This window comes from Bradyrhizobium sp. CCBAU 51745, from assembly GCF_028128715.1.
In the GTDB taxonomy this organism is placed as follows: Bacteria; Pseudomonadota; Alphaproteobacteria; order Rhizobiales; family Xanthobacteraceae; genus Bradyrhizobium; species Bradyrhizobium manausense.
Genome location: NZ_LBJP01000053.1, coordinates 1 through 21,095, shown reverse-complemented (window position 1 = coordinate 21,095; position 21,095 = coordinate 1). Strand labels below are relative to the sequence as shown.

Annotated in this window: 20 protein-coding genes, 1 tRNA gene and 1 pseudogene; 10 read left to right on the top strand and 12 right to left on the bottom strand. The window is 63.4% G+C overall.

The features are described 5' to 3' along the window. The 3 genes and pseudogenes from XH98_RS13455 to XH98_RS13445 form a co-directional block, all read right to left on the bottom strand. Positions 1–233, bottom strand: a pseudogene (locus XH98_RS13455) (DUF2147 domain-containing protein); the annotation flags it as partial. A gap of 155 nt (positions 234–388) precedes the next feature. Continuing rightward, positions 389–889: a hypothetical protein gene (locus XH98_RS13450; protein WP_271618872.1), complete on the bottom strand. Its 501-nt coding sequence runs from the start codon at positions 887–889 to the stop codon at positions 389–391. Between the two features lies 1 nt (position 890). Beyond that, a complete protein-coding gene (locus XH98_RS13445; RefSeq protein ID WP_271618871.1) occupies positions 891–1,685 on the bottom strand; it encodes a transporter substrate-binding domain-containing protein in 795 nt (264 codons plus the stop codon). Positions 1,686–1,798: 113 nt separating this feature from the next. Here XH98_RS13445 and XH98_RS13440 point away from each other — a divergent pair, with 113 nt between their 5' ends. Further along, positions 1,799–2,296: a DUF1993 domain-containing protein gene (locus tag XH98_RS13440; protein WP_271618873.1), complete on the top strand. Its 498-nt coding sequence runs from the start codon at positions 1,799–1,801 to the stop codon at positions 2,294–2,296. A gap of 60 nt (positions 2,297–2,356) precedes the next feature. Here XH98_RS13440 and XH98_RS13435 read toward each other — a convergent pair whose 3' ends face one another. The 6 genes from XH98_RS13435 to XH98_RS13410 all read right to left on the bottom strand — a co-directional run bounded on the left by XH98_RS13435 (position 2,357) and on the right by XH98_RS13410 (position 8,497). Next, a complete protein-coding gene (locus XH98_RS13435; RefSeq protein ID WP_271618870.1) occupies positions 2,357–2,845 on the bottom strand; it encodes a hypothetical protein in 489 nt (162 codons plus the stop codon). A gap of 170 nt (positions 2,846–3,015) precedes the next feature. Then, positions 3,016–4,005, bottom strand: a complete 990-nt coding sequence (locus XH98_RS13430; protein ID WP_271618869.1) for a hydroxyacid dehydrogenase — start codon at positions 4,003–4,005, stop codon at positions 3,016–3,018. A 35-nt stretch (positions 4,006–4,040) separates the two neighbouring features. Continuing rightward, positions 4,041–5,141 (bottom strand): ABC transporter ATP-binding protein, encoded by a 1,101-nt coding sequence (locus tag XH98_RS13425; RefSeq protein ID WP_271618868.1) that lies wholly within the window; start codon positions 5,139–5,141, stop codon positions 4,041–4,043. A gap of 20 nt (positions 5,142–5,161) precedes the next feature. Continuing rightward, positions 5,162–6,073, bottom strand: coding sequence for a carbohydrate ABC transporter permease (locus XH98_RS13420; protein ID WP_271601277.1), 912 nt, complete (start codon positions 6,071–6,073; stop codon positions 5,162–5,164). Further along, positions 6,073–7,011 (bottom strand): carbohydrate ABC transporter permease, encoded by a 939-nt coding sequence (locus XH98_RS13415; RefSeq protein ID WP_271601278.1) that lies wholly within the window; start codon positions 7,009–7,011, stop codon positions 6,073–6,075. The genes XH98_RS13420 and XH98_RS13415 overlap by 1 nt, the downstream gene beginning before the upstream one ends. Before the next feature lie 145 nt (positions 7,012–7,156). Continuing rightward, the gene (locus XH98_RS13410) at positions 7,157–8,497 is read right to left on the bottom strand and encodes an ABC transporter substrate-binding protein (protein WP_271601279.1); all 1,341 of its coding nucleotides are present in this window, start codon (positions 8,495–8,497) and stop codon (positions 7,157–7,159) included. Between the two features lie 477 nt (positions 8,498–8,974). On the opposite strand from XH98_RS13410, the gene XH98_RS13405 reads away from it, so the two are divergent. Beyond that, entirely contained in the window at positions 8,975–9,784 is an 810-nt protein-coding gene (locus tag XH98_RS13405; RefSeq protein WP_271601280.1) for a Spy/CpxP family protein refolding chaperone, read from the top strand. A 125-nt stretch (positions 9,785–9,909) separates the two neighbouring features. Beyond that, positions 9,910–10,287, top strand: coding sequence for a response regulator (locus XH98_RS13400; RefSeq protein WP_237862328.1), 378 nt, complete (start codon positions 9,910–9,912; stop codon positions 10,285–10,287). A gap of 83 nt (positions 10,288–10,370) precedes the next feature. Here XH98_RS13400 and XH98_RS13395 read toward each other — a convergent pair whose 3' ends face one another. The 3 genes from XH98_RS13395 to glk form a co-directional block, all read right to left on the bottom strand. Further along, positions 10,371–10,526: a hypothetical protein gene (locus tag XH98_RS13395; protein WP_271601281.1), complete on the bottom strand. Its 156-nt coding sequence runs from the start codon at positions 10,524–10,526 to the stop codon at positions 10,371–10,373. Between the two features lie 145 nt (positions 10,527–10,671). After that, positions 10,672–10,875 (bottom strand): hypothetical protein, encoded by a 204-nt coding sequence (locus XH98_RS13390; RefSeq protein ID WP_057755196.1) that lies wholly within the window; start codon positions 10,873–10,875, stop codon positions 10,672–10,674. A gap of 143 nt (positions 10,876–11,018) precedes the next feature. Beyond that, positions 11,019–11,987 carry a glucokinase gene (gene glk / locus XH98_RS13385; protein WP_271601326.1) on the bottom strand — a complete coding sequence of 323 codons (969 nt, stop codon included), beginning with the start codon at positions 11,985–11,987 and terminating at the stop codon, positions 11,019–11,021. A 245-nt stretch (positions 11,988–12,232) separates the two neighbouring features. Between glk and pncA the strand changes: the two genes are divergently transcribed. The 7 genes from pncA to XH98_RS13350 all read left to right on the top strand — a co-directional run bounded on the left by pncA (position 12,233) and on the right by XH98_RS13350 (position 20,929). Beyond that, positions 12,233–12,859 carry a bifunctional nicotinamidase/pyrazinamidase gene (gene pncA / locus XH98_RS13380; RefSeq protein ID WP_271601282.1) on the top strand — a complete coding sequence of 209 codons (627 nt, stop codon included), beginning with the start codon at positions 12,233–12,235 and terminating at the stop codon, positions 12,857–12,859. 13 nt (positions 12,860–12,872) lie between these two features. Continuing rightward, on the top strand, positions 12,873–13,991 hold the full coding sequence (locus tag XH98_RS13375; protein ID WP_271618867.1) for an alpha/beta fold hydrolase: 1,119 nt from the start codon (positions 12,873–12,875) through the stop codon (positions 13,989–13,991). A gap of 130 nt (positions 13,992–14,121) precedes the next feature. Beyond that, positions 14,122–16,164: an NAD(+) synthase gene (locus XH98_RS13370; protein WP_271618866.1), complete on the top strand. Its 2,043-nt coding sequence runs from the start codon at positions 14,122–14,124 to the stop codon at positions 16,162–16,164. Between the two features lie 97 nt (positions 16,165–16,261). Then, positions 16,262–17,539, top strand: coding sequence for a DUF1236 domain-containing protein (locus tag XH98_RS13365; RefSeq protein ID WP_271618865.1), 1,278 nt, complete (start codon positions 16,262–16,264; stop codon positions 17,537–17,539). A 549-nt stretch (positions 17,540–18,088) separates the two neighbouring features. Next, positions 18,089–19,939: a dihydroxy-acid dehydratase gene (gene ilvD / locus XH98_RS13360; RefSeq protein WP_057756681.1), complete on the top strand. Its 1,851-nt coding sequence runs from the start codon at positions 18,089–18,091 to the stop codon at positions 19,937–19,939. A gap of 236 nt (positions 19,940–20,175) precedes the next feature. After that, positions 20,176–20,502 (top strand): hypothetical protein, encoded by a 327-nt coding sequence (locus XH98_RS13355; RefSeq protein ID WP_057755178.1) that lies wholly within the window; start codon positions 20,176–20,178, stop codon positions 20,500–20,502. Positions 20,503–20,839: 337 nt separating this feature from the next. Then, positions 20,840–20,929: transfer RNA gene (locus tag XH98_RS13350), tRNA-Ser, on the top strand. Positions 20,930–21,095: the final 166 nt, after the last annotated feature.

Below are 21,095 nucleotides of genomic sequence, written 5' to 3'. Positions count from 1 at the left end.
GGCGCTTGCGGATCGACCTTGGCCTGCTGCGGCGCCTGCAGGTCCTGCTTGGTATCGTTCTTCTTGGCTTTCTTGGCCTTGCCCTGGCCGGTGTTGTCATACACGCCGGGGATCTGCACCGTGCCGCGGTCCGGATCGATGCGGATCGTGCGCCCGCCATACTCGAACGTGTACTGCGCCTGCGCTGCGGTGCTCGCCAAAAGGAATGCGGCCGTGGCCAACAGCTTCCTCATTTTCCATCTCCCGAAAAGCTGGTCCCCGCACCGACGCTTACGCCCCGGTTCACCTGCAAAAAGTGATCTAGATCACTGTCTCCGTGTGAGTCGTCTGCCGGGGGTCCCGGGTTCAATAACGCCGAACCCGGTCGAGAGTTGGACGGGTGGCCCAGCTACTTTTCCGGGCAGCGCGAATCGGCGGCCTGCTCGGCACGGGCGAGGGCCACCGCGTTGGCCTTGTCGGCGTGGATCTCGACTGCGCCGAACAGGCAGGCCTTGTCGCCGTTGATCGCGAACACCGAGAGCTCCTGGACTTCACGCTCGTCGTCACCGACCCGGCTCCAGGTCCGGATCACCGCGGCCTTGGGAACGCCGGCGCGCATGATCCACTGCATCTTGTCGCCAAAAGACTTGCCGGCGCCGCGCCATTGCGCCGTCGGTCCCTGCACCTTCTCGATCGCACGCCTCGGCGCAATCGTGAGCGAGACGATGTTGCCCTCGTCGGCGAAGCGCACGATGTAGCCGGCCGGTCCCGGGCAGGTCCACAGACCGAACCCTTCCTTGGATTGGTCCTTGCAGGCGGGGCCCGTCGTGGGCGTGAAGGGCGTCTGCCCGAATGCGCTGCCGGCTCCCGCCAGCGCGAGTGCGGTCGCCCACGCGATCGTCAGCCGCATGCTAGTCGAACCAGGCCGCGTAGATCTTCCTGTAGCTGCCGTCCTCCATGGAGATGTGCAGCCACTGGTCGACGAAGGCTTTCAGCGCCATGTCGCGCTGCAGCCAGTAGGCCTTCTCCGAGAAGTCGAACGGCTTATCCGGATGCACCGCGCAGAGCACGCCTGAGTTCTGCTTCTGCTGGTAGCGGGTCTCGGAGGCGTCCGTCATCATCAGGTCTGCGTTGCCCTTGGCGATCTCATGGAAGATCTCGGTGTTGTCAGGGAAGACCGTGATATCGGCGTCCTTGATGTTGGCGCGCGCGAAACGCTCATTGGTCCCGCCGGGATTGACGATGATTCGGGTGCCTTTCTTGTCGATGTCGGCAATGGACTGGTATTTGCCGACGTCGGCGCAGCGCGCGATCGGCGTCTTGCCCTCGCGCATGATCGGGATCGAGAAGTAGCCCTTCTTCTGGCGATCGAGCGTGACGGAGACGCCGCCCATCGCGATGTCGAACTGGTCGGCCTCGAAATCCTTCATCAGCTTCGGCCAGGCTGTCGGCACGAACTCGACCTTGACGCCGAGCGCCTTGCCCAAAGCCTCCGCCATGTCGACGTCGAAGCCGGAGAACTGCTGCGTCGCCTTGTCCAGATAGGTGAAGGGCTTGTAGTCGCCGGTCATGCCGACGCGCAACGTGCCGCGCTTGATGATCTCGTCGAGCCGTGAGGCCGATGCTTGCTGCGCATGTGCCGAAAGGTTTGCCAGCAACATCACGGCCAAAGCCGCCAGGATTCGAAGCGATATTCGAACAGTCATCTCTTTCCCACCCATGCCCAAGCTGTCATTGTGCAGCTCGTGGACGTGGATTTAGACCAGATGCCAGTTTCTGGCGAGACGGAATTGAAGGGAATCCCGGCGTGACGATCTCGATGTACGAGGCCTCGGTCGGCCTCTTCGTGCCCTATCTGCGCAACCTGTCCGTGCTGCTCGACAAGGGCGTTGCCTATGCCGAGGCCCGCAAGTTCGATCCGGCTGTGCTGCTCGGCATGCGCCTTGCGCCGAACATGTACGACCTGGCGCAGCAGGTTGGTGAAGCCTGCCGCCATGCCACCGTCGCGCCGGCCTTGCTGGCGCAGTGCGAGCCGGTCGCGCTGCCGCCGCTGGAGCACGACATGGCCGGGCTTCAGGCGCGGATCGCAACCTCAATCGAGTTCATTGACAGCCTGCCGCGCGCCGACATCGATGCGGCGGCGGAGCTGAGGGTCTTCTTCAAGCTGAAGAACGGGACCGAACTGCCCTTTACCGGGCGGACGCTGCTGCTCACCAACAGCGTCCCGCAATTCTTCTTTCATGTCACGACTGCCTACGACCTGTTGCGGCACGCGGGCGTCGAGCTGGTGAAGAAGGATTTTCTGGGAAGGAAGTAGAGTTCGCGTACACCTCTCCCCAGCGGGGAGAGGTGTACGGAGAGATCGGCGCAAATAGCCTTACGCCTCGCCCTTGCGCTCGTAATCGGCAAGCGAGCTGCGCCCGGAAATCTCGCTGCGCAGGAGTTCGAAGCGCCGATGCGCCTCGCTCTCGTGTTCGTCGACGAAATGCACGGCGGCCTCGCTGGTCATCGGGCCGCTGACCACGGGAGCGGATTGCTCGCCGATGGTCTCGTGCACGTAATATTGGCCGTCGTCACCGCGATGGACCGTCCATTTGAGGCGGATCGCCACCATCGGCCCGGGACCGACCTTGCTGTAGCCGTCGGCGTCGGTGTGATCGGGCACCAGCGGCTGCTCCTCGACCACCGGATGCTCGTCATGCTCGTCGACGACGTGATGTGCCTCAACAGCCGAGTGCTCACCGACGGCGACTATCTCGGTCTCGCGAATGATCTCGGTTTCACGGACAACAAGGGTCTGTTCGGGGTGCTCGAAAATGCTGGCGATGGTCGCCAGCGCTTGGTCGGTCGGGTCGATCTCTGACAAGGGTCCATCCTCCAGCGCCACGCGACCGGCAAGTCTGTCCCACTGCCGCCGCGGCCGGATACATTACGCGGGTTCGATTAAGGCTGAGTTGGGGCCCGATCTGCACCAAAATGGGACGCATTTTGGCCTTCCGAAGGCGGTCGGACAGGTCGACCGCCTTCGGACTTGCCTCAGCCGAGCACGTCCTGATTGATGACGTTCTGCCTGATCGGGTCGCCGTCCAGCACACTCAGGATGTTGCGCGCGGTCTGTTCGCTCATGCGCTGGACCGCCTCGACGGTCACGCCGGCGACGTGCGGAGCCATGATGACGTTGGGCAGCGCGAACAGCGCATTGCTGACCGGTGGCGGCTCGACCTCGAACACGTCGATACCCGCGCCGGCGAGCTTGCCGGACACCAGCGCGTCGTAGAGTGCGGCCTCCTTGACGATGCCGCCGCGCGCAGTGTTGATCAGATAGGATCTCGGCTTCATCCGGCCGATCCGCGCGGTGTCGAACAGGCCGACGGTCTCCGGCGTCTTCGGGCAGTGGATGGTGACGAAGTCGGCGCTGGGCAGCGCGGCGTCGAGGTCGGTGACCGGCTCGCATCCGGCCGCTTTGATATCGGCGGCGGGCTTATAGGGATCGTAGACCTGTACCTTCATCTCGAAGGCCAAACAGCGCTTTGCGGTGCGGCTGCCGATGCGGCCGAAGCCAATGATGAGCACGGTCTTGCCGTAGAGATCGAACGGCAGCATGCTGAGCCGCTCGGCCCATTTGCCGTCCTTGACGCAGGCATGCATCTCATTGGCGCGCTTGGCCAGCGTCAGCATCATGAACAGCGCCGCTTCCGCAACCGAAGGCGAGTTGGCGCTGCCCGCGACCATCAGCGGCACCTTGCGGCGGGAGAGCGCGGGCACATCGACAGCGTCGTAGCCGACGCCGATGCGGGTCACGACTTTCATGTCGCGGGCGGCCTCGAGCTCGGTCTCGCCAAAGGCGGTGGCGCCAAGCGCCACGCCGTGGACCGGCGCGTGACTCTTGAGCAGGGCCTCGAAATCCTTGGCGGAGATCAGGTTCGCAAACTCGACGAGCTCGATATCGTCCCGCTGGGTGAGGAGAGCGCGTGCCCCTTGCGACAAGGTTTGTGTAACAAAAATCTTCTTCTTATTGGTCGCCATCGCTCCCCGCCTGCTTCGAGCTTCCTAGACCGGCATCACAGCACGACGCCGGTCTCCTCGTTTAGCAGGTGCATATTGTTGAGGTCCATCGCCAAACGCATGGGAGCCCCGTCCTTGGCGCCGGCATTGGGATTGACGCGGCCGCACACCGGCGTGCCGTCAAGGCCGAAATAGACCAGCGTCTCCATCCCCATCGGTTCGGTGACGTCGAGCACGGTGTCGAAGGTCTCCACGCCCGGCTCCAGATGCGGATGCGACTCCGCAAGATGCTCGGGCCGGATGCCGAGCAGCAGTCTGTCGCTGCGCGGCAAAGCGTTGTAGCGCGCGGCGCGGGCCGGCGGCAGCGCGAAGGCAATGCGGTCGGTGAGGCGGATCCGGAGCGTGCCGCCGGCATCCTCCAGACGGCACGGAATGAAGTTCATCGCGGGTGAGCCGATGAAGCCTGCGACAAAGCGCGTCGCCGGCTTGTGGTAGAGCTCGTTCGGCGTACCGATCTGCTCGATCCGCCCCTTGTTCATCACCACGACGCGGTCGGCCAGCGTCATCGCCTCGACCTGGTCGTGGGTGACGTAGACCGTCGTGGTGCGCACCTTCTGGTGCACCTTCTTGATCTCGATCCGCATCTGAACGCGGAGCTTGGCGTCCAGATTGGACAACGGCTCGTCGAACAGGAAGACCTTTGGGTTGCGCACGATGGCACGGCCCATGGCGACGCGCTGGCGCTGGCCGCCCGAGAGCTGCTTCGGCTTGCGGTCGATCAAGTCGGTGATGTCGAGCAAGCGGGCGGCTTCCGTCACCCGCGCCTTGATCTCGGCCTTGGGATAGTGCTTCAGCCGCAGCCCGAACGACATGTTCTCGGCGACCGTCATGTGCGGGTAGAGCGCGTAGTTCTGGAACACCATGGCGATGTCGCGATCCTTCGGCGGCACGTCGTTGACGACGTCGCCGCCGATCATGATGTCGCCGTCGCTGATGTCCTCGAGGCCGGCGATCATGCGCAGCGTCGTCGACTTGCCGCAACCCGACGGCCCGACCAGCACGATGAACTCGTGGTCGGCGATATCAAGATCGATGCCGCGTACCGCTTCGACATCGTCGTAACGCTTGATCACCTTACGCAGGGAAACGTCGGCCATTGCACTTCAACCCCTCGATTTCAACCCTTCGTCGCGCCGGCGGTCAGGCCGGCAATGTAGTAGTCCATCAGGAAGGCGTAGATGATCAGCGGCGGCGCCGCGCCGAGCAGCGCGCCGGTCATGATCTGCCCCCAGTTGAACACGTCGCCCTTGATCAGCGTCGTGGTGATGCCGACCGGCAGCACCAGCTGGTCGATCGACGTCGTGAATACAAGCGGGTAAAGGAACTGGGCCCAGGACACCGTGAAGGCGAAGATCGTCGCCGCGATCAGCCCGGGCAGTGCCACCGGAATGAAGATCCGCAGCAGGGTCTGGAGCCAGGACGCGCCGTCGATGATCGCGGCCTCATCCAGTTCTTTCGGAATCGAGGCGAAATAGCCGATCATGATCCAGGTACAGAACGGCACGGTCAGCGTCGGATAGATGAATACCAGCACATACCAGCGATTCAGCAGCGTAATGCCGGTCAGGTCCTGGATGACTCCGAGCATCTTGAACAGCGGAATGAACAACAGGCTGTCCGGGATCAGATAGGTGAGGAAGACGCCGGTAGCCAGCGTTGCCGAACCCCAGAACTTCATTCGTGCCAGCGCAAACGCGGCGGGGATGCTGATCAGCATGGTCACGATCACGACCACGATCGAGATGATCGACGAGTTCCAGAAAAAGCGCAAAAACTGGTTCGAGGTCAGCAGCTCGACATAGTTCGACAGGGTGGGATGAAACACCCACCACGGATTGGTCGCCGCCGAGATCTCCGCGCTGCTCTTGAGCGAGGTGATCACCATGTAAAAGGGCGGCGTCAGGAAGAAGATCGCAAACAGCACCAGGAAGAAATAGGACCAGCGCAGCGCCCAGGCGCGATCCCGGCTCATGCTGCCGTATTTGACCTTGCGGCTCGGTCCGGCTTTGTCGATTGCCATCGTGCTCATCAGGCTTCATTCCCGCGTTTGGAGACGTCGCGCAGGATGAAGATCGCCGCGACCGCGAGGATCGGCACCATGAACAGCGAGACGCAGGCGCCGAGCGGAATGTCGCTGCTCTGGATGCCGACCTGGAATGCCCAGGTGGCGAACAAATGCGTCGTGTCCAGCGGTCCGCCCGAGGTCAGGATGCGCACGATATCGAAATTGGCGAAGGTGACGATCAGCGAGAACAGCGTGGTGATGGCGATGATGTTGCGCATCATCGGCAGCGTGACGTACCAGATCTTCTGCCACCAATTGGCGCCGTCGATCGCCGCCGCCTCATAGAGTTGGTCGGGAACCGATTTGAGCGCGGCCAGATACATGATCAGGAAGAACGGCGCGCCGTACCAGACGTTGACGAGGATGACGGAGAAGCGGGCCCAGAAAGTCTCGCCAAGCCAGGGGATCGGGCCGACGCCAAAGAAGGAGAGGGTGTAATTGAAGGCGCTGTAAGAGGGGTCGAACAGCCAGAGCCAGGCCAGCGTGCTCATCGCCGGCGGAATAACCCAGGGCACCAGCAGCATGCCGCGCCATTTGCGCTGCTTCTTGCCGGGAATGTTGTGGACGAAATGGGCGACGATGAAGCCGATCAGTGCCTTGAAGATCACGGCGGTGATCGCGAAGATGCAGGACTGCTTCACCACCATCCAAAACGTTTCGCGCTTGAACAGGAAGGTGAAGTTGCCGAGGCCCACGAACTTCGTCATCGCCTTGTTCAGCGTCGCCAGATAGAGCGAAAAGAAGGCGGGATAGAGCACGAGCAGCGCGATCAGGAGGATCAGCGGCAGCGTCAGGAGGAACGCAACCGTCGATTTGCGCCCGAGCGTATTGCGCAGGCTCGATCCTTTCCGCGCACCCGTCGCACGAGCGATGCGACCTTGCTCAACGACGACATCGGCCATATCAGATTCCCTGAATCAGATTCCTTGTAAATAAACGGTCGAACGGCGAAGCCGGTCATGGGATCGGCTTCGCTCTCATGCGCGCGGCAATGTCGGCGGCACAGATAGCTTGCGCAGGGTCGCGCAAGCTATCTGCATTGGCCCTCTAGCTCCGCATGAAGCCTTCGCACTCGCCCTCCGCCCAGGCGAGCGATTGCTCCAGCGTTTCGCCGCGGGCAAAGCGCAACGCCATCTTGGTCAACGTCGCCTGGAAGTAGATCTGCTGCGCGATTTTCGGCGGCGCCGGTGAGGCCGCGATCGAGAGCGTCTGTTGCCGGTAGGGGTCCGGATAGTGAAAGAGCGTCCCCTTCGGCGGACCTTCCTCGGCCCAGGTCTTGAGCTTCGTCAGGTTCGCATAGGCCGGCAGGTCGTAACCACCACTCACCGAGACGAATTTCTCGATCGCTGCGGGCGAGGACAGGTGAACGAGCAGGCTCTTGGCCGCTTCCTTGTTCTTGCCAAAGCTCCAGACGCCCCAGAAGTAAGGCAGGAAGGGCGCAAAACGTCCCTTCGGGCCCGCCGGGAAGCCGTGAGTCCAGCACTGCTCGGCAACCTGGGGCGCGTCGCGCTTGGCAACCGCCCAGGCGCTGGGCGGATTCATGATCAGCGCGCCGCGTCCGGAGATCAGCCATTTGTTGTTCGATGCGTCGTCCCAGGACGGCGCGTCAGGGGGCAGGAACGCGATCAGCTTCTTGTAATACTCCATGGCCTGGCGAACCTGGTCTGTCTTGATCGTGATATCGCCCTTGGCGTTGACGAGTTCGGCGCCGAACGACTGGAAGATCGCGCCGGCGGTATCGACACTGTCGGTGGTTTCGCCGAGGCCGATGCCGAACGGGAAGCCGCCCTTCTGGCAGGCCTCCGCGGCCTTCAGGAACGTATCCATGGTCCAGTTGTCCGCCTTGGGCGGGCTGCCGGCCGGATACATTTCCTGGACGTCGATGTTGGCAAACTTCTTCATCAGGTCGATGCGGGTGCAGGGGCCCTTGATCTGACTGCCGGGCGTCGCCGGCACCGCGAGCCATTTGCCGCCCGACTGTGCAAGATATTTGACCGTGCCGTTCACCTCGCCGTTCTGCTTGATGAGCGGCTCCACCACGTCGTTGAGCGGTTCGAGATTCTCGGAATAGGCGTGCGGCCACCAGCTCGGCATCTGAAGAATGTCGTGACCCGATTTGGCCTGTGCTTCGGCCGCCGCGGTCAGCTCAATCTTCTTGTTGTTGCTGGTGATGTAGTCGATCGAAACCTCGACCTTTTCCTTCGCGGCCCATTCGTTGACCAGATCGGTCGAGGCCTGGTTGGCGCCGGGCACCCAATGGTCCCAGAAGCCGATCGAAAGTTTACCGGCAGCGTAAGCGCCCCGGACATACGGCGCCGTGATCAGCGCCGCGGAGGACATTGCAGTGGCAGCTACAAATTGACGTCGTGTCAGCTTTTTGCGTGACATCTCGTTTCCTCGTCTTGGTGTTGTTTATTGTTCTGTCGTTTCCTCTGAATTTCCCAAGTTTGTTCTTTGATTTTATTGTTGGACGTTTCTTGTTGGCCTCGTCGTCTCCAGCGCTAAGTCACGCAGGGGACGCGGCAAATTGGTAGCGCGATCAGATCATGATTGATCGCATCTGTCGAGAAAGCCTGATGCATCGCTCTCTAGAACTAACGTTGTGTATGGGACGCGACAGCGGCTGCGTCGCAGCGTGAGCCGCGGCAGCCCTTATTGCGACGCACACGTCGGGCGAAGCCGCCAATTGCTCCGTGCGCAATTACGCCGCAGTTCCAAATGAGCTTGCATCGCCGCCGAAGGTCTTTCCAACGGGACAGTGATGGTCCTTAGCTAGACCTCGGCTCGGCGAAAACTGTAGAGTTGCAACCGGCAGGGCGCCTGCCGTTTCCTTAAGAAGGCAAGCAGACCGAGATGGAGACCCAAATGATCAACCCGGCGCCGCCTGTGCGGCTTGGCCTGCGACGATGGCTTGCGCTCGGGTCCGTGCTGACACTCCTCGTCGGCGCGACCGCAGTCGCGAATGCACAAGGTTTGGTCAAGGGCGTCCAGGACGGCGCCGCAGCCGGTAACAAGGCGGCCGGTCCTGTCGGAGGCGTCCTCGGCGGCGCCATCGGCGGCGTGGTCGGCGTCTTCACCGGCGTGCTCGGCGTCGGGAACAACAACAGCGGCCAGGCGCCGGCCGCCAAGGACGCCAGCAAGGACTCAGGCAAGGACGCCAAGCAGCCGGGCGCTGCCAAGGACAAGGATGCCAAAGGCGCCAAGGAGGCGGCAAAAGGCGCCAAGGGGGCCAAGCCGACCAAGGAAGCCAAGAACGCCCCCCAGGACAGCAAGGACAATAAGGACGTCACGGTCCTGACCCAGCCCGGCGCGCCGCAACTGACCGCCGAACAGATCGTCGCCAACAGCGATTCCTATATCGAGCGGATCAAGACCGAGCTGAATCTCACGCCCGATCAGGAGAAGCACTGGTTCGGCTTCTCCAGTGCCATGCATTATCTCGGGCATAATGGCGCGGAGCGACTCAACCTGCGGATGGAGCGGGCCAAGCGCGATCCGCCCGACGACATCATCGAGCAGATGCGCAACGAGGCGCAGTTCCTGATCGACCGCGCTGCCGACCAGCGCAATGTCGCCGATGCGGCCGAGCCGCTGTATTCGAGCCTCGATGACAAGCAGAAGCAGGTGTTCATCCAGGAGATGGTTCGCCTCAGCCATGAGCGCGGGCTGGATTGACCAGACTGGATTGATCGAGCCTGAATCGGATTGCATGCGTTCGTGGAAATAGAAGGCCACGAATTCGTGTATCCTTTTCGCAAATCGGGTATGCTTAGCTTTGCAGCGAGGCTTGCGGGGTTGATATGGCGGACGGACTCTCCGTTTTCCTGGTCGAAGACGAGGCGTTGATCCGGATGATGATGGCTGACATGGTGGAAGAGCTTGGCCACCATGTCGTCGCAGAAGCAGACAATGTCCGCGATGCGAGCGCCTTTGCGATGACCGCGCAGTACGATTTCGCGATCCTCGACATCAATCTGATGGGAGTTTATGTCGATCCGGTCGCCGATCTGATCGAGCGGCGCGGCAAGCCGTTTCTGTTTGCCACCGGCTACGGGCCGGAATTGCTGCCGTCCTTGCTCCGGCGCCGACCCATTCTCCGCAAGCCGATTGCGCTCGATCAGCTCAAGAGCATCATCGACTCGCTGTTTCCGGACATGCCTGCCAAAGTCCCGCACTGACTCTGTCGACGGTGCAGGCATCGTGCACGAAAATGGCCGCCCGGAAGGGGCGGCCATGTCGCGACGGACGATCCGTCAGGGATTCACATCAGGCCGGCGCTGAGGTCGACGCCCTGGGCCATCAGGCTGAATGAGGCAATGAGGCCCAGGCAGCAGAAGATGGCAATCGCTTTAAAAGAATAATCGTTCGACCGGGTCTGGATGGCAGCCGGCATTTCGGCGAGCGAAATCATGCTCATGGTCATTCCCCCTCTGTTTGATCCTGAATTGCATCAGGCGAGGGAACTTCTAGAGCAGAAAGTTTGATACAGGATTGGCAGGGATCCTTAACGGAATCGCAATCGATCGCGGACTCCTCGCCGCCGGCAGCAGGCCTTGCAAGCCCTAGTTGCGGCCGCCCCGCAGCACCGTCGCGATGGTGTGGGCCGTCATCGCCGCGCGATCCGAGGCGCGCTGTGCAGCCAGGCGGTCCCGCGCTTTTTCCTCGATCAACAGCTCGATCAGCGCCATCCGCTTGGTTTCATCGTCTGCCTCGGTCAGCAGCCGGTGATAGCGGTGATAGTCGAATCCAACATCCTGCTTACGCATGTTACGCCCCCGGTACGTTACGCCACACACGCCAGGATTGTTTCCCATCGGACGCCTGAGGGCAAGCACGATCAGCGTGGAACCGCGAATTGGCTGCGGTCTGCTGTGAAGCGCTGGAGAGCGCCGATGCGAGGCGGCCGCCCTCAATCGAGATTGTGGTCGGCGAACATCTTCAGGCCGACGAAGCTTGCATCAGGCTTCATGACGAGGCGCGTCGGGATGTTGCGCAAGTAATCCTGGAAGCGCCCCTTGGCCTCGAAACGCGCGCGGAACGCTGAAGCCGAAAGGAATCCCGGAAAGCGCGGCACGATTCCACCGGCAATGTAGACGCCGCCCCTGGAGCCGAAGGTCACCGCGAGATTGCCGGCGACGGAGCCGAGGATGGCGCAAAACATCTCCAGCGTCGCGCGGCTGAGCTCGCAAGAACCGTCCAGCGCGGCCTTGGTGATGCCAGCCGCGTCGCGTTGCGGCACCTGGGCTTCGTCGACCTCGGCTATCGCCTCGTAGAGGGATTGCAGCCCAGAACCGGACAGGGCGCCGCGCTCGATCGAGACATGGCCGAAGCGCCGGCGCATCGCGGCGATCACCCGTTCTTCGCGCTCGTTCTCCGCCGGCAAGGTGGCATGCCCAGCCTCGGTGACGACAGCGAGCCGGGAGCCGTGGCGCTCGACCAGGCAGGAGACACCAAAACCGGTCCCGGGCCCGACCACCAGCAGTGGCTCTCCAAGCATGCCGTCCTGCCCGCCGAGCGGAATCAGGTCGGCTGGCTGCAAGGCGGGCAGGGACCAGGCCACCACCTCGAAATCGTTGAGCACATGGACGCTGTCGAAGCCGAGCGCCGGCTGGAGCTCGTTGCCGTCGATCACCCAGGGACTGTTGGTCATGACGCAGCGGTTATTGGTGACGGGGCCGGCGACGGCGAGGACGGCCCTGACAGGCTTTTCGCTGTCGGCCCGCCGCAGCACGTCGGTGATGGCCTCGCGGACCGTTGGATGGTCGGCGACCTTCACGTAGTCGATCGGTCCGATCTGCTCGCCATTGCTCAGTGCGAAGCGCGCATTGGTGCCGCCGATATCGGCGAGAAGAATGTTTCCTGTCTTGCCGATACTCATGGCCTTTTGGCTGCCGTGGCCTTTGGCCACAGGAACCCATCTCCTCTGCTTCGTTGCTCCGATCCGTATGACGGCGGATAACAGAGATTCCGCGGTCAGGTACAGCTAGTCAACACGGTCGTCCGCAAAGCGTTGCATTCAAGGCGGTGGTTGCGAAGCCGCCCGGGAAGGTCGACATTGGCGAGAGCGGCCGGCGCCCGATGCGCCGGGCGGATGGCATTAGACTTGCGATTGGGACCCTCTCGATGAAGATATCCGACCGCGACGTGCTGCTGGTGATCGATGTGCAGAACGATTTTTGCACCGGAGGGGCGCTTGCCGTTCCCGACGGTGAGAAGGTCGTGCCCGCCATCAACCGGATCGCCCAAAAATTCGCCAATGTGGTGCTGACGCAGGACTGGCATCCGGGCAACCACATCTCCTTTGCGGCGAACCATCCGGGCAAGCAGCCGTTTCAGACCATCGAGCTCGATTATGGCACCCAGGTGCTGTGGCCGACCCATTGCGTCCAAGGCACGGCTGGCGCCGAATTTCATCGGGATCTGGACCTGACGCGGGCAAGCCTGGTGGTGCGCAAGGGCTTTCGCCGCGGGATCGATTCCTATTCGGCGCTGTTTGAGAACGACAAGAAGACGCCGACCGGCCTCCTTGGCTATTTGCGCGAGCGCGAGCTGAAGACCGTCTTCGTGGCTGGCCTCGCGCTCGATTTTTGCGTCCGCTTTTCCGCGGAGGATGCCCGCAAGGCTGGCTTCGAAGTTGCAGTGATTGAGGACGCTTGCCGCGGTATCGACCTCGACGGCTCGGTCGCGGCGACCCATCGCAGCTTTAAGGAGCTCGGCATTTCCACCATCAGCTTGGAGGCGTTCCTGTGAGGATCATCAGGTAATGGCGGCGGAGAAGAGCAGCGAGCGGCCCGGCGAGGCGGGGCGTGGCCCCAATGATCCCATGGTGTGGCCGTTTGCGGCGGCAAAGCTCGCGATGGATGCCTGCTTCTGGTGGCTGGAGCGCCGTCCGGCCGAGCAGAGCGAGAGCGAGCTGCCCTGGACCACATCAGGCACCGTGGCGCTGGAGCTTGCCACCATGCGGCTGCGCGATTGCGCGCGGACGCGATCCGGCCAGCCGGCGCTGGTGTGTGCGCCCTATGCGCTGCATCGGGCCCTGATTGCCGATTTCGCATCCGGTCACAGCGTGGTGCAGTCGCTGCAACAGGGCGGTATCGATCGGGTCTATCTCACCGACTGGCGCTCGGCCACGCCTGAGATGCGCCACCTCTCGATCGATAGCTATCTGTCCGATCTCAACGTCGCCGTCGACGAGATCGGCGCGCCGGTCGATCTGGTCGGCCTGTGCCAGGGCGGCTGGCTGTCGCTGCTCTACGCGGCGCGTTTCCCGGCCAAGGTGCGGCGGCTGGTGCTGGTTGGTGCGCCGGTCGACCTCTCGGTCGAGTCCAGACTGGCGCAGCTTGCCCGCAATGCACCCGAGATGGTCTACGATCAGCTCGTCGCCCGCGGTGGCGGTAATGTCAGTGGCGAGGAGATGCTCCATGTCTGGTCGAAGGCGCCCGGCCCCGATGACGTCGCAGCGGCGTTGCAGCGAGACCTCTCGGACGAGGAGGGGACGGCCCTGCTGGCGCGCTTCGATCGCTGGAACAGCGAAACGCTCAACTTGCCCGGCGTCTATTATCTTCAGATCGTGAATTGGATCTTTCGCGAGAACCGGATCGCATCAGGCCAGTTCATGGCGCTCGGCCGCGCGATCGACCTGAGGGATGTCAGGGCACCGGTGTTCCTTCTGGCCGGGCTTGACGACGATGTCGTACCGGTCGCGCAGGCATTTGCCACAGCGAAGCTCCTCGGCACGCCGCCGGCTTTCATTGCAGCACGCTCCGAGCCGAGCGACCATCTCGGCCTGTTCATGGGGGCGCGGACCCATGCCCATGCCTGGCCCCGGATCGCCGAATGGCTGCGCAACGACCTTGCCGGCCTGCTGGCGCGCAGCGCCTGACATCAGGCGTGGCTTGCAGATCCGTTATGCATGATGGCCGATGGCCTGCACGGGGCCAGGTCGATGGGCTACATAGAGTCCAGCGTCGGCCGAGGCTGGCTTCTGGCAAGATTTAAGGGTCCTTTGCGCGATGAGCTTCCACTCGATCTACGCCCATGGCTTTGCGCGCGTTGCAGCCTGCGTCACCACCTCCCATGTGGCCGATCCCGCGGCCAACGCGGAGGCGGTGATCGCGGCGGCGAAGACGTGCGACGCGCAGTCGGTCGCGGTTTCAGTGTTTTCCGAGCTGTGCCTGTCCGGCTACGCCATCGAGGACCTCGTCCAACAGGATCCGCTGCTCGATGCGGTCGAGCGCGGGCTGGCCTCGATCGTCGAGGCCTCTGCAGGCCTGATGACCGTGCTGGTCGTCGGCGCCCCGCTGCGCTTCGGCGTCAGCATCTATAATTGCGCCGTCGTCATCCACCGCGGCAGCATTCTCGGCGTCGTGCCCAAGAGCTATCTGCCGACCTATCGCGAATTCTACGAGGGTCGCCATTTTGCCTCCGGCGCCGGCATCACTGGTGAGGCGATCGCCATCGGCAAGCTCCGGGCGCCATTCGGCACTGACCTGCTGTTTACGGCCGACGACGTACCGGGCCTGACCATCGGCGTCGAGATCTGCGAGGACATGTGGATTCCGGTGACGCCGGCCTCCGAGCTGGCCCTGGCCGGCGCCAGCGTGTTGATCAACCTCTCCGGCAGCCCGATCACGATCGGGCGGGCACGCTCGCGTGCGCTGCTCTGCCAGTCGACCTCGGCGCGCTGCCTTGCGGCCTATGTTTATTCCGCTGCAGGCGCTGGGGAATCCACCACGGATCTGGCCTGGGACGGCCAGACCTCGATCTATGAGAACGGCGTGCTGCTGGCCGAGGGCGAGCGCTTCAGGCAAGACGGCCAGATCACGATGGCCGACGTCGACCTCGACCTGCTCAGGCAGGAGCGTGCCTTGATGGGCACGTTCGACGACAACCGCCGCCAGCGCGGGGCGCTATTCCGGAAAGTGACATTTGCCCTGAAGCCGCCGTCTGCGGATATCGGCTTCCTGCGCAAGGTCGAGCGTTTCCCGTTCGTGCCGAACGATGAGCATTTGCTCGAGCAGGATTGCTACGAGGCCTACAACATCCAGGTCGCGGGCCTTGTGCAGCGCATGCGCGCCACCGGTACCAAGCGTGTCGTGATCGGCGTCTCCGGCGGCCTCGATTCCACCCATGCGCTGATCGTCGCCGCCAAGGCCATCGACCTGCTCGGCCTGCCGCGCGAGAATATCCTCGCTTACACCATGCCGGGCTTCGCGACAGGCAGCGAGAGCAAGACCAACGCGCTGGCACTGATGAAGGCGTTGCAGACCACCTGGCAGGAACTCGACATCCGCACCACGGCGACGCAGATGCTGAAGGATATCGGGCATCCCTTCGGCAAAGGCGAGAAGGTCTACGACGTCACCTTCGAGAACGTGCAGGCGGGTCTGCGCACAGACTATCTGTTCCGCCTTGCCAACCATCATGGCGGCATCGTGATCGGCACAGGCGATCTCTCCGAGCTCGCGCTCGGCTGGTGCACCTATGGCGTCGGCGACCAGATGGCGCATTACAATGTCAACGCCGGCGTGCCGAAGACGCTGATCCAGCATCTGATCCGCTGGGTGATTACATCGAAGCAGTTCAGCGCCGACGTGAATGCAACGCTGGCCTCGATCCTCGCGGCCGAAATCTCGCCGGAGCTGGTTCCAGTGAAACCGGGTGAGAAGCCGCAAAGCACAGAGGCTTCTGTCGGGCCCTACGAATTGCAGGATTTCAACCTGTTCTACACGCTACGCTTCGGCATGCGGCCGTCCAAGATCGCCTTCATGGCGCTCCAGGCGTGGAAGGATGTCGCCGCGGGCGAATGGCCCCCGGCGTTCCCGGCCGACAAGCGCAGAGCCTACGATCTGCCGGAGATCCGACGCTGGCTCGAGGTCTTCCTGCGCCGCTTCTTCGCCTTCAGCCAGTTCAAGCGCTCGGCGATGCCAAATGGACCGAAGGTCTCTGCCGGGGGCTCGCTGTCGCCGCGCGGTGACTGGCGCGCACCGTCGGATTCGAGCGCTGCGGCCTGGCTCGAGGATCTCGACCGCAACGTGCCGAACGCATCGGCTTAGCCGCAGGCGGCGGCTGGAAGCGACGTTCCCGCTTCAGGAACATTCGCGGCGACAGAGCGTTCGCGTCTGTCATTGCGAATTGTTGAGGAGAGGGACCATGCGTAAGCACTTGATGTTATCGACCGCGGCGATTGGACTTATGCTCGCATCCGGCGTTGCCTATGCTCAGGCGCCCGAGCGCAAGGACGAGCAGAAACGGACCGAGGAACCGGCCAAGAGCGCTGCGCCGCAGCGCGGTGGCGCTGGCCAGGAACGCGCCCAAGAACGCACCCAGGAACGCGTGCAGGGTGGGCAGGAGAAGCTTCAAGGCGCCGCCCGCGAGGAGAAAGGCGGCGCTGCCAAGCACGAGGCGAGTGAGGACAAGCGTCAGCCGGCCACCGCTGCCGAGCACAACGCGCCGAATGCCAGGGAGCAGGCGCAAGAATCCCGCGAGCCATCGAAGGATCGCAACCGGGAGGCTGAAAGCGCGAAATCGGGCCACGACGCCGACAAGAGCCGCGCCGAGACCAAGTCGGACAAGTCTGCGCCGCAGAAATCAACGGCCGAGACCGAGAAATCCAGGAGCGGTCCCGCTGCTCAGCAGAACGAGCGCACGGGAGCCGCGGCCAACCAGGGCGAGCGTAACCAGACCCAACCTCCGCGCAACGCCGCGGAGCAGAGCCCTGCGCAACAAGGCAATCGGCCGGCCACCGCAACCGACACGAGCCGGACGCCGCCAACCAACAACGCGCAGAGCGCACCGCCCGCTAGCGGGACGCAAACCAATCAGGCCAATCAAACCACCCAGACCAACACGCAAGTCAGCCAGCAGACCCGGGTGAGCTCCGAGAAGCAGGTGCAAATCTCCGAACGACTGAGCCGCGAGCGCCTGGCGGAGCCGGAGCGCAACCTGAACATTTCGATCCGCGCCGGCGAGACAATTCCCCCGCACGTGCGTCTGTACAGGCTGCCGGCCGAGATCGTCTCGATCGAGCCGGAATATCGCGACTACGAGTATTTCGCGACGGACGATGACGTCGTCATCGTGGAGCCGCGGACGCATCGCATCGTCAGCCAGGTGCCTCGCGATCCGTCGCGAGCCCGGGCGGAGATGAGCGGCAGTGCATCAACCAGCATGGCCGCGACCGGCGGCAGCAACGCAAGCAGCGGCGTCAATTGCCGGATCATGCGGCGTGATGCCTCGGGCAACGTGGCCGAAGTCGAACCGTCAACGGTGGGCTCGACTGCGCGGACCGATTCACTGAGCGTGACGGTTCAGATGCCCGGCGGCGGCTCATCCGCCCCGATTCCGCTCGGCGCCGCCGCTGGCGATATCGTGGTCGCAACGCAGGGGCAGGGCGATTGCACGGTGACCATCGAGCCGCAAACCCGCTGAGCGCGGGACCGGCAAGACGCTGTCAACAAGACGCCGTCACAACGAATTCGCGCCGCGCGGCTCATAAAGCCGGCGGCGCGAAACTGCGTTCTAAGTAAAAAGCTCCGAGGTCCGGAGTGCCTAGGAGTCCGGACCTCGTCACCTTGCCCCAGCCTTCAATCCCCCGCCCCCATGTGGTCCCCCAACCCCATAGTGCGCGATCAGAGGATGATGCCCTTGGAAGTGGCCGCCGATCGATGAGCGTGATGTACGCGAGGTCCCGATAGGATTCCATTCCGGAGCACTACGGACGAGAATACCGTTGTGCTCTTGGCTGATCATGTGCATCCGCATCTTGCAGTTGGCGCGAACCGAGGTTGAGCCGTGTACGGCTTCGTTCATCCCGGCGCTCGCGACGTTCGCCTCCAAGCCCGCGCCGGGAGCAGGGGAGCCCTGTCCGATCCAAGTTCCCGTTGCGCCTGATCACCCCGTGCGCTATCCGGCCGGAAAGGTGCGAGGCGGCTCCATATTTCCCGCCCGCGCCACCCAACCCCGAGGATGGAAACCGCCATGCCAGCCTATCGCTCCCGCACCACCACCCACGGCCGCAACATGGCAGGCGCCCGCGGCCTCTGGCGCGCGACGGGCATGAAGGACGGCGATTTCGGCAAGCCGATCATCGCGGTCGTCAACTCCTTCACCCAGTTCGTGCCCGGCCACGTCCACCTGAAGGACCTCGGCCAGCTGGTTGCCCGCGAGATCGAGCAGGCCGGCGGCGTCGCCAAGGAGTTCAACACCATCGCGGTCGACGACGGCATCGCCATGGGCCATGACGGCATGCTCTATAGCCTGCCGTCGCGCGAGCTGATCGCCGACAGCGTCGAGTATATGGCCAACGCCCATTGCGCCGACGGCCTCGTCTGCATCTCCAATTGCGACAAGATCACGCCCGGCATGCTGATGGCCGCGCTGCGCCTCAACATCCCCGCCGTGTTCGTCTCGGGCGGCCCGATGGAGGCCGGCAAGGTCAAGCTCCAGGGCAAGACCAAGGCGGTCGATCTCATCGACGCCATGGTGGCTGCGGCCGATTCCAAGGTCAGCGACGACGACGTCAAGGTGATCGAGCGCTCGGCCTGCCCGACCTGCGGCTCCTGCTCGGGCATGTTCACCGCCAACTCCATGAACTGCCTGACCGAGGCGCTCGGCCTCGCGCTGCCCGGCAACGGCACGGTTGTCGCCACCCATGCCGACCGCAAGCGCCTCTTTGTCGAGGCCGGACACACCATCGTCGACCTCGTCCGCCGCTATTACGAGCAGGACGATGCCTCCGTGCTCCCGCGCAACATCGCCAACTTCAAGGCGTTCGAGAACGCGATGACGCTCGACATCGCGATGGGCGGCTCGACCAATACCGTGCTGCATCTCCTTGCCGCCGCCCATGAAGGGCAGGTCGAATTCACCATGCAGGACATCGACCGCCTGTCGCGCCGCGTGCCCGTGCTCTGCAAGGTCGCACCATCGGTCGCCGACGTCCATGTCGAGGACGTGCATCGCGCCGGCGGCATTTTGGGCATTCTCGGCGAGCTCGACCGTGCCGGTCTGATCGACACGTCAGTGTCGACCGTGCATGCGCCGACCATGAACGAGGCGCTGGAGCGCTGGGACATCAAGCGCTCCAAGAGCGAGGCTGTGCGCACCTTCTATCGCGCCTCGCCCGGCGGCATCCCCACACAGGTCGCCTTCAGCCAGGATCGCCGCTACGACGAGCTCGATGCCGATCGCGAGAAGGGCGTCGTCCGCAACATCGAGCACGCCTTCAGCAAGGACGGCGGCCTCGCGGTGCTCTACGGCAACCTCGCCCAGGACGGCTGCATCGTGAAGACCGCAGGTGTCGATTCTTCGATCCTGAAATTCTCCGGCCCCGCACGTGTGTTCGAGAGCCAGGACGCGGCCGTCGAAGGCATCCTGGGCGGCAAGGTCGTCGCCGGCGAGGTCGTGGTCATCATCTATGAAGGCCCGCGCGGCGGCCCCGGGATGCAGGAAATGCTGTATCCGACCAGCTATCTGAAATCGATGGGCCTCGGCAAAGCCTGCGCGCTCGTCACCGACGGCCGCTTCTCCGGCGGCTCCTCGGGTCTGTCGATCGGCCATCTGTCGCCGGAAGCGGCCGAAGGCGGCAACATCGCTCTGGTGCGCACCGGCGATCGCATCGCCATCGACATCCCGAACCGCAGCATCAATCTCGAGATCTCCGACGAGGAGCTCGCGAGCCGCCGTGCGGCGGAGGAGGCGAAGGGCGATGCCGCCTGGCAGCCCGCGGCGCGCAAGCGCAGCGTCTCGACCGCGCTGCAGGCCTACGCTGCGCTGACCACCAGCGCTGCGCGCGGCGCCGTGCGTGAGGTCAAGCGTCGCACGAAGTAAGCATGTTCTGCATCGGCGTGAGCGTGACTCTCGCGCTCGCGCATGGTCAACAAGTTCTGAACGGTCGGCGAAAGCCGGCCGTTCGCATTAAGGATGCCCCGACGAACTTCGGCAGAGATGCGTTTTGCGGCTTATAGTGCGGCCACCTTCGCACATCCATTTCGGGCAATTGGGGCACCACCATAATGTCTCGTACTCTTGCTGTTGTTTTCGGAACAGTCGTCGCCGCGATTGCGATGACGAGCGCAGCTTCTGCCGGCTGCTATAATTGCTACGCGCCGCCGCAGCCGTGCACGACGTGCTATCAGCAGCAATACGTCGCCCCGCAATACCGCACCGTCGACGAAACCGTGATGGTGTCACCCGGCGCCGTCGTCGCGCATCGCACGCCGGCGCAGTATCGCACCGTGATGGTCCCGCAGACCGTGATGGTGGCGCCGCCCGGTGTTCAGTACGAGCAGATCCCGCCGCAATACGCGACGCGCCAGCGCGTCGAGATGGTCTCGCCGGGTTATTCCTATTACGCGCCGGTGCAGATGGGTTGCGCCTCCTGCGGCTACTGAGCTGAGGCGGGCAACACCAAACTCAGCAACAGACTTCGCGCGGCGTCCTTGGGGGCGCCGCGTTTTCCTTTGCGGCAAGCCAAACGAGGCCCGGACATGGAGGCGAATCCGACCGGGCCTCGCGACCAGCGACGCCCTGGGTGGCATCGCCAATGGCGGGGATGGCTGAGGGGAAGCGCTATTGACTCTCCCCAAGTGTTGCCAGGCTAGAAGATCAGCCTGACGCGCGCCTGACAGGTCGGATTTGGTGGGCCGGCTCGATGCGGACAGCCCTAACTTCGCGTTGCCTTGCGCGGCCGACTACGTTAAGCGACACCCAGACTTGACAGCCAGTCTTGGAAGGGTGGCCGAGTGGTTTAAGGCACCGGTCTTGAAAACCGGCGTGCCCGCAAGGGTACCGTGGGTTCGAATCCCACCCCTTCCGCCAGTAAGTTCTTGATATCAAAAAAATATTTTTGAAATTCGTTTTCCATCGCCTTCTGAACAATGAGCGAACTGGACCCAACCACCCTAAGGGGCAAGAAAGCCCTTCGCCAAGGTGTTTAGCGTCGTCGCGATTGACGCGTCGGCCTGCTTCGATCGCTTCCGCTTCG

Bases quoted from the DNA above. Each gene is read 5' to 3' on its own strand.
- XH98_RS13450 (WP_271618872.1), bottom strand. From the start codon at position 889: ATGCGGCTGACGATCGCGTGGGCGACCGCACTCGCGCTGGCGGGAGCC.
- XH98_RS13445 (WP_271618871.1), bottom strand. From the start codon at position 1,685: ATGACTGTTCGAATATCGCTTCGAATCCTGGCGGCTTTGGCCGTGATG.
- XH98_RS13440 (WP_271618873.1), top strand. From the start codon at position 1,799: ATGTACGAGGCCTCGGTCGGCCTCTTCGTGCCCTATCTGCGCAACCTG.
- XH98_RS13430 (WP_271618869.1), bottom strand. From the start codon at position 4,005: ATGGCGACCAATAAGAAGAAGATTTTTGTTACACAAACCTTGTCGCAA.
- XH98_RS13425 (WP_271618868.1), bottom strand. From the start codon at position 5,141: ATGGCCGACGTTTCCCTGCGTAAGGTGATCAAGCGTTACGACGATGTC.
- XH98_RS13420 (WP_271601277.1), bottom strand. From the start codon at position 6,073: ATGAGCACGATGGCAATCGACAAAGCCGGACCGAGCCGCAAGGTCAAA.
- XH98_RS13415 (WP_271601278.1), bottom strand. From the start codon at position 7,011: ATGGCCGATGTCGTCGTTGAGCAAGGTCGCATCGCTCGTGCGACGGGT.
- XH98_RS13410 (WP_271601279.1), bottom strand. From the start codon at position 8,497: ATGTCACGCAAAAAGCTGACACGACGTCAATTTGTAGCTGCCACTGCA.
- XH98_RS13405 (WP_271601280.1), top strand. From the start codon at position 8,975: ATGATCAACCCGGCGCCGCCTGTGCGGCTTGGCCTGCGACGATGGCTT.
- XH98_RS13400 (WP_237862328.1), top strand. From the start codon at position 9,910: ATGGCGGACGGACTCTCCGTTTTCCTGGTCGAAGACGAGGCGTTGATC.
- XH98_RS13395 (WP_271601281.1), bottom strand. From the start codon at position 10,526: ATGAGCATGATTTCGCTCGCCGAAATGCCGGCTGCCATCCAGACCCGG.
- XH98_RS13390 (WP_057755196.1), bottom strand. From the start codon at position 10,875: ATGCGTAAGCAGGATGTTGGATTCGACTATCACCGCTATCACCGGCTG.
- glk (WP_271601326.1), bottom strand. From the start codon at position 11,987: ATGAGTATCGGCAAGACAGGAAACATTCTTCTCGCCGATATCGGCGGC.
- pncA (WP_271601282.1), top strand. From the start codon at position 12,233: ATGAAGATATCCGACCGCGACGTGCTGCTGGTGATCGATGTGCAGAAC.
- XH98_RS13375 (WP_271618867.1), top strand. From the start codon at position 12,873: ATGGCGGCGGAGAAGAGCAGCGAGCGGCCCGGCGAGGCGGGGCGTGGC.
- XH98_RS13370 (WP_271618866.1), top strand. From the start codon at position 14,122: ATGAGCTTCCACTCGATCTACGCCCATGGCTTTGCGCGCGTTGCAGCC.
- XH98_RS13365 (WP_271618865.1), top strand. From the start codon at position 16,262: ATGCGTAAGCACTTGATGTTATCGACCGCGGCGATTGGACTTATGCTC.
- ilvD (WP_057756681.1), top strand. From the start codon at position 18,089: ATGCCAGCCTATCGCTCCCGCACCACCACCCACGGCCGCAACATGGCA.
- XH98_RS13355 (WP_057755178.1), top strand. From the start codon at position 20,176: ATGACGAGCGCAGCTTCTGCCGGCTGCTATAATTGCTACGCGCCGCCG.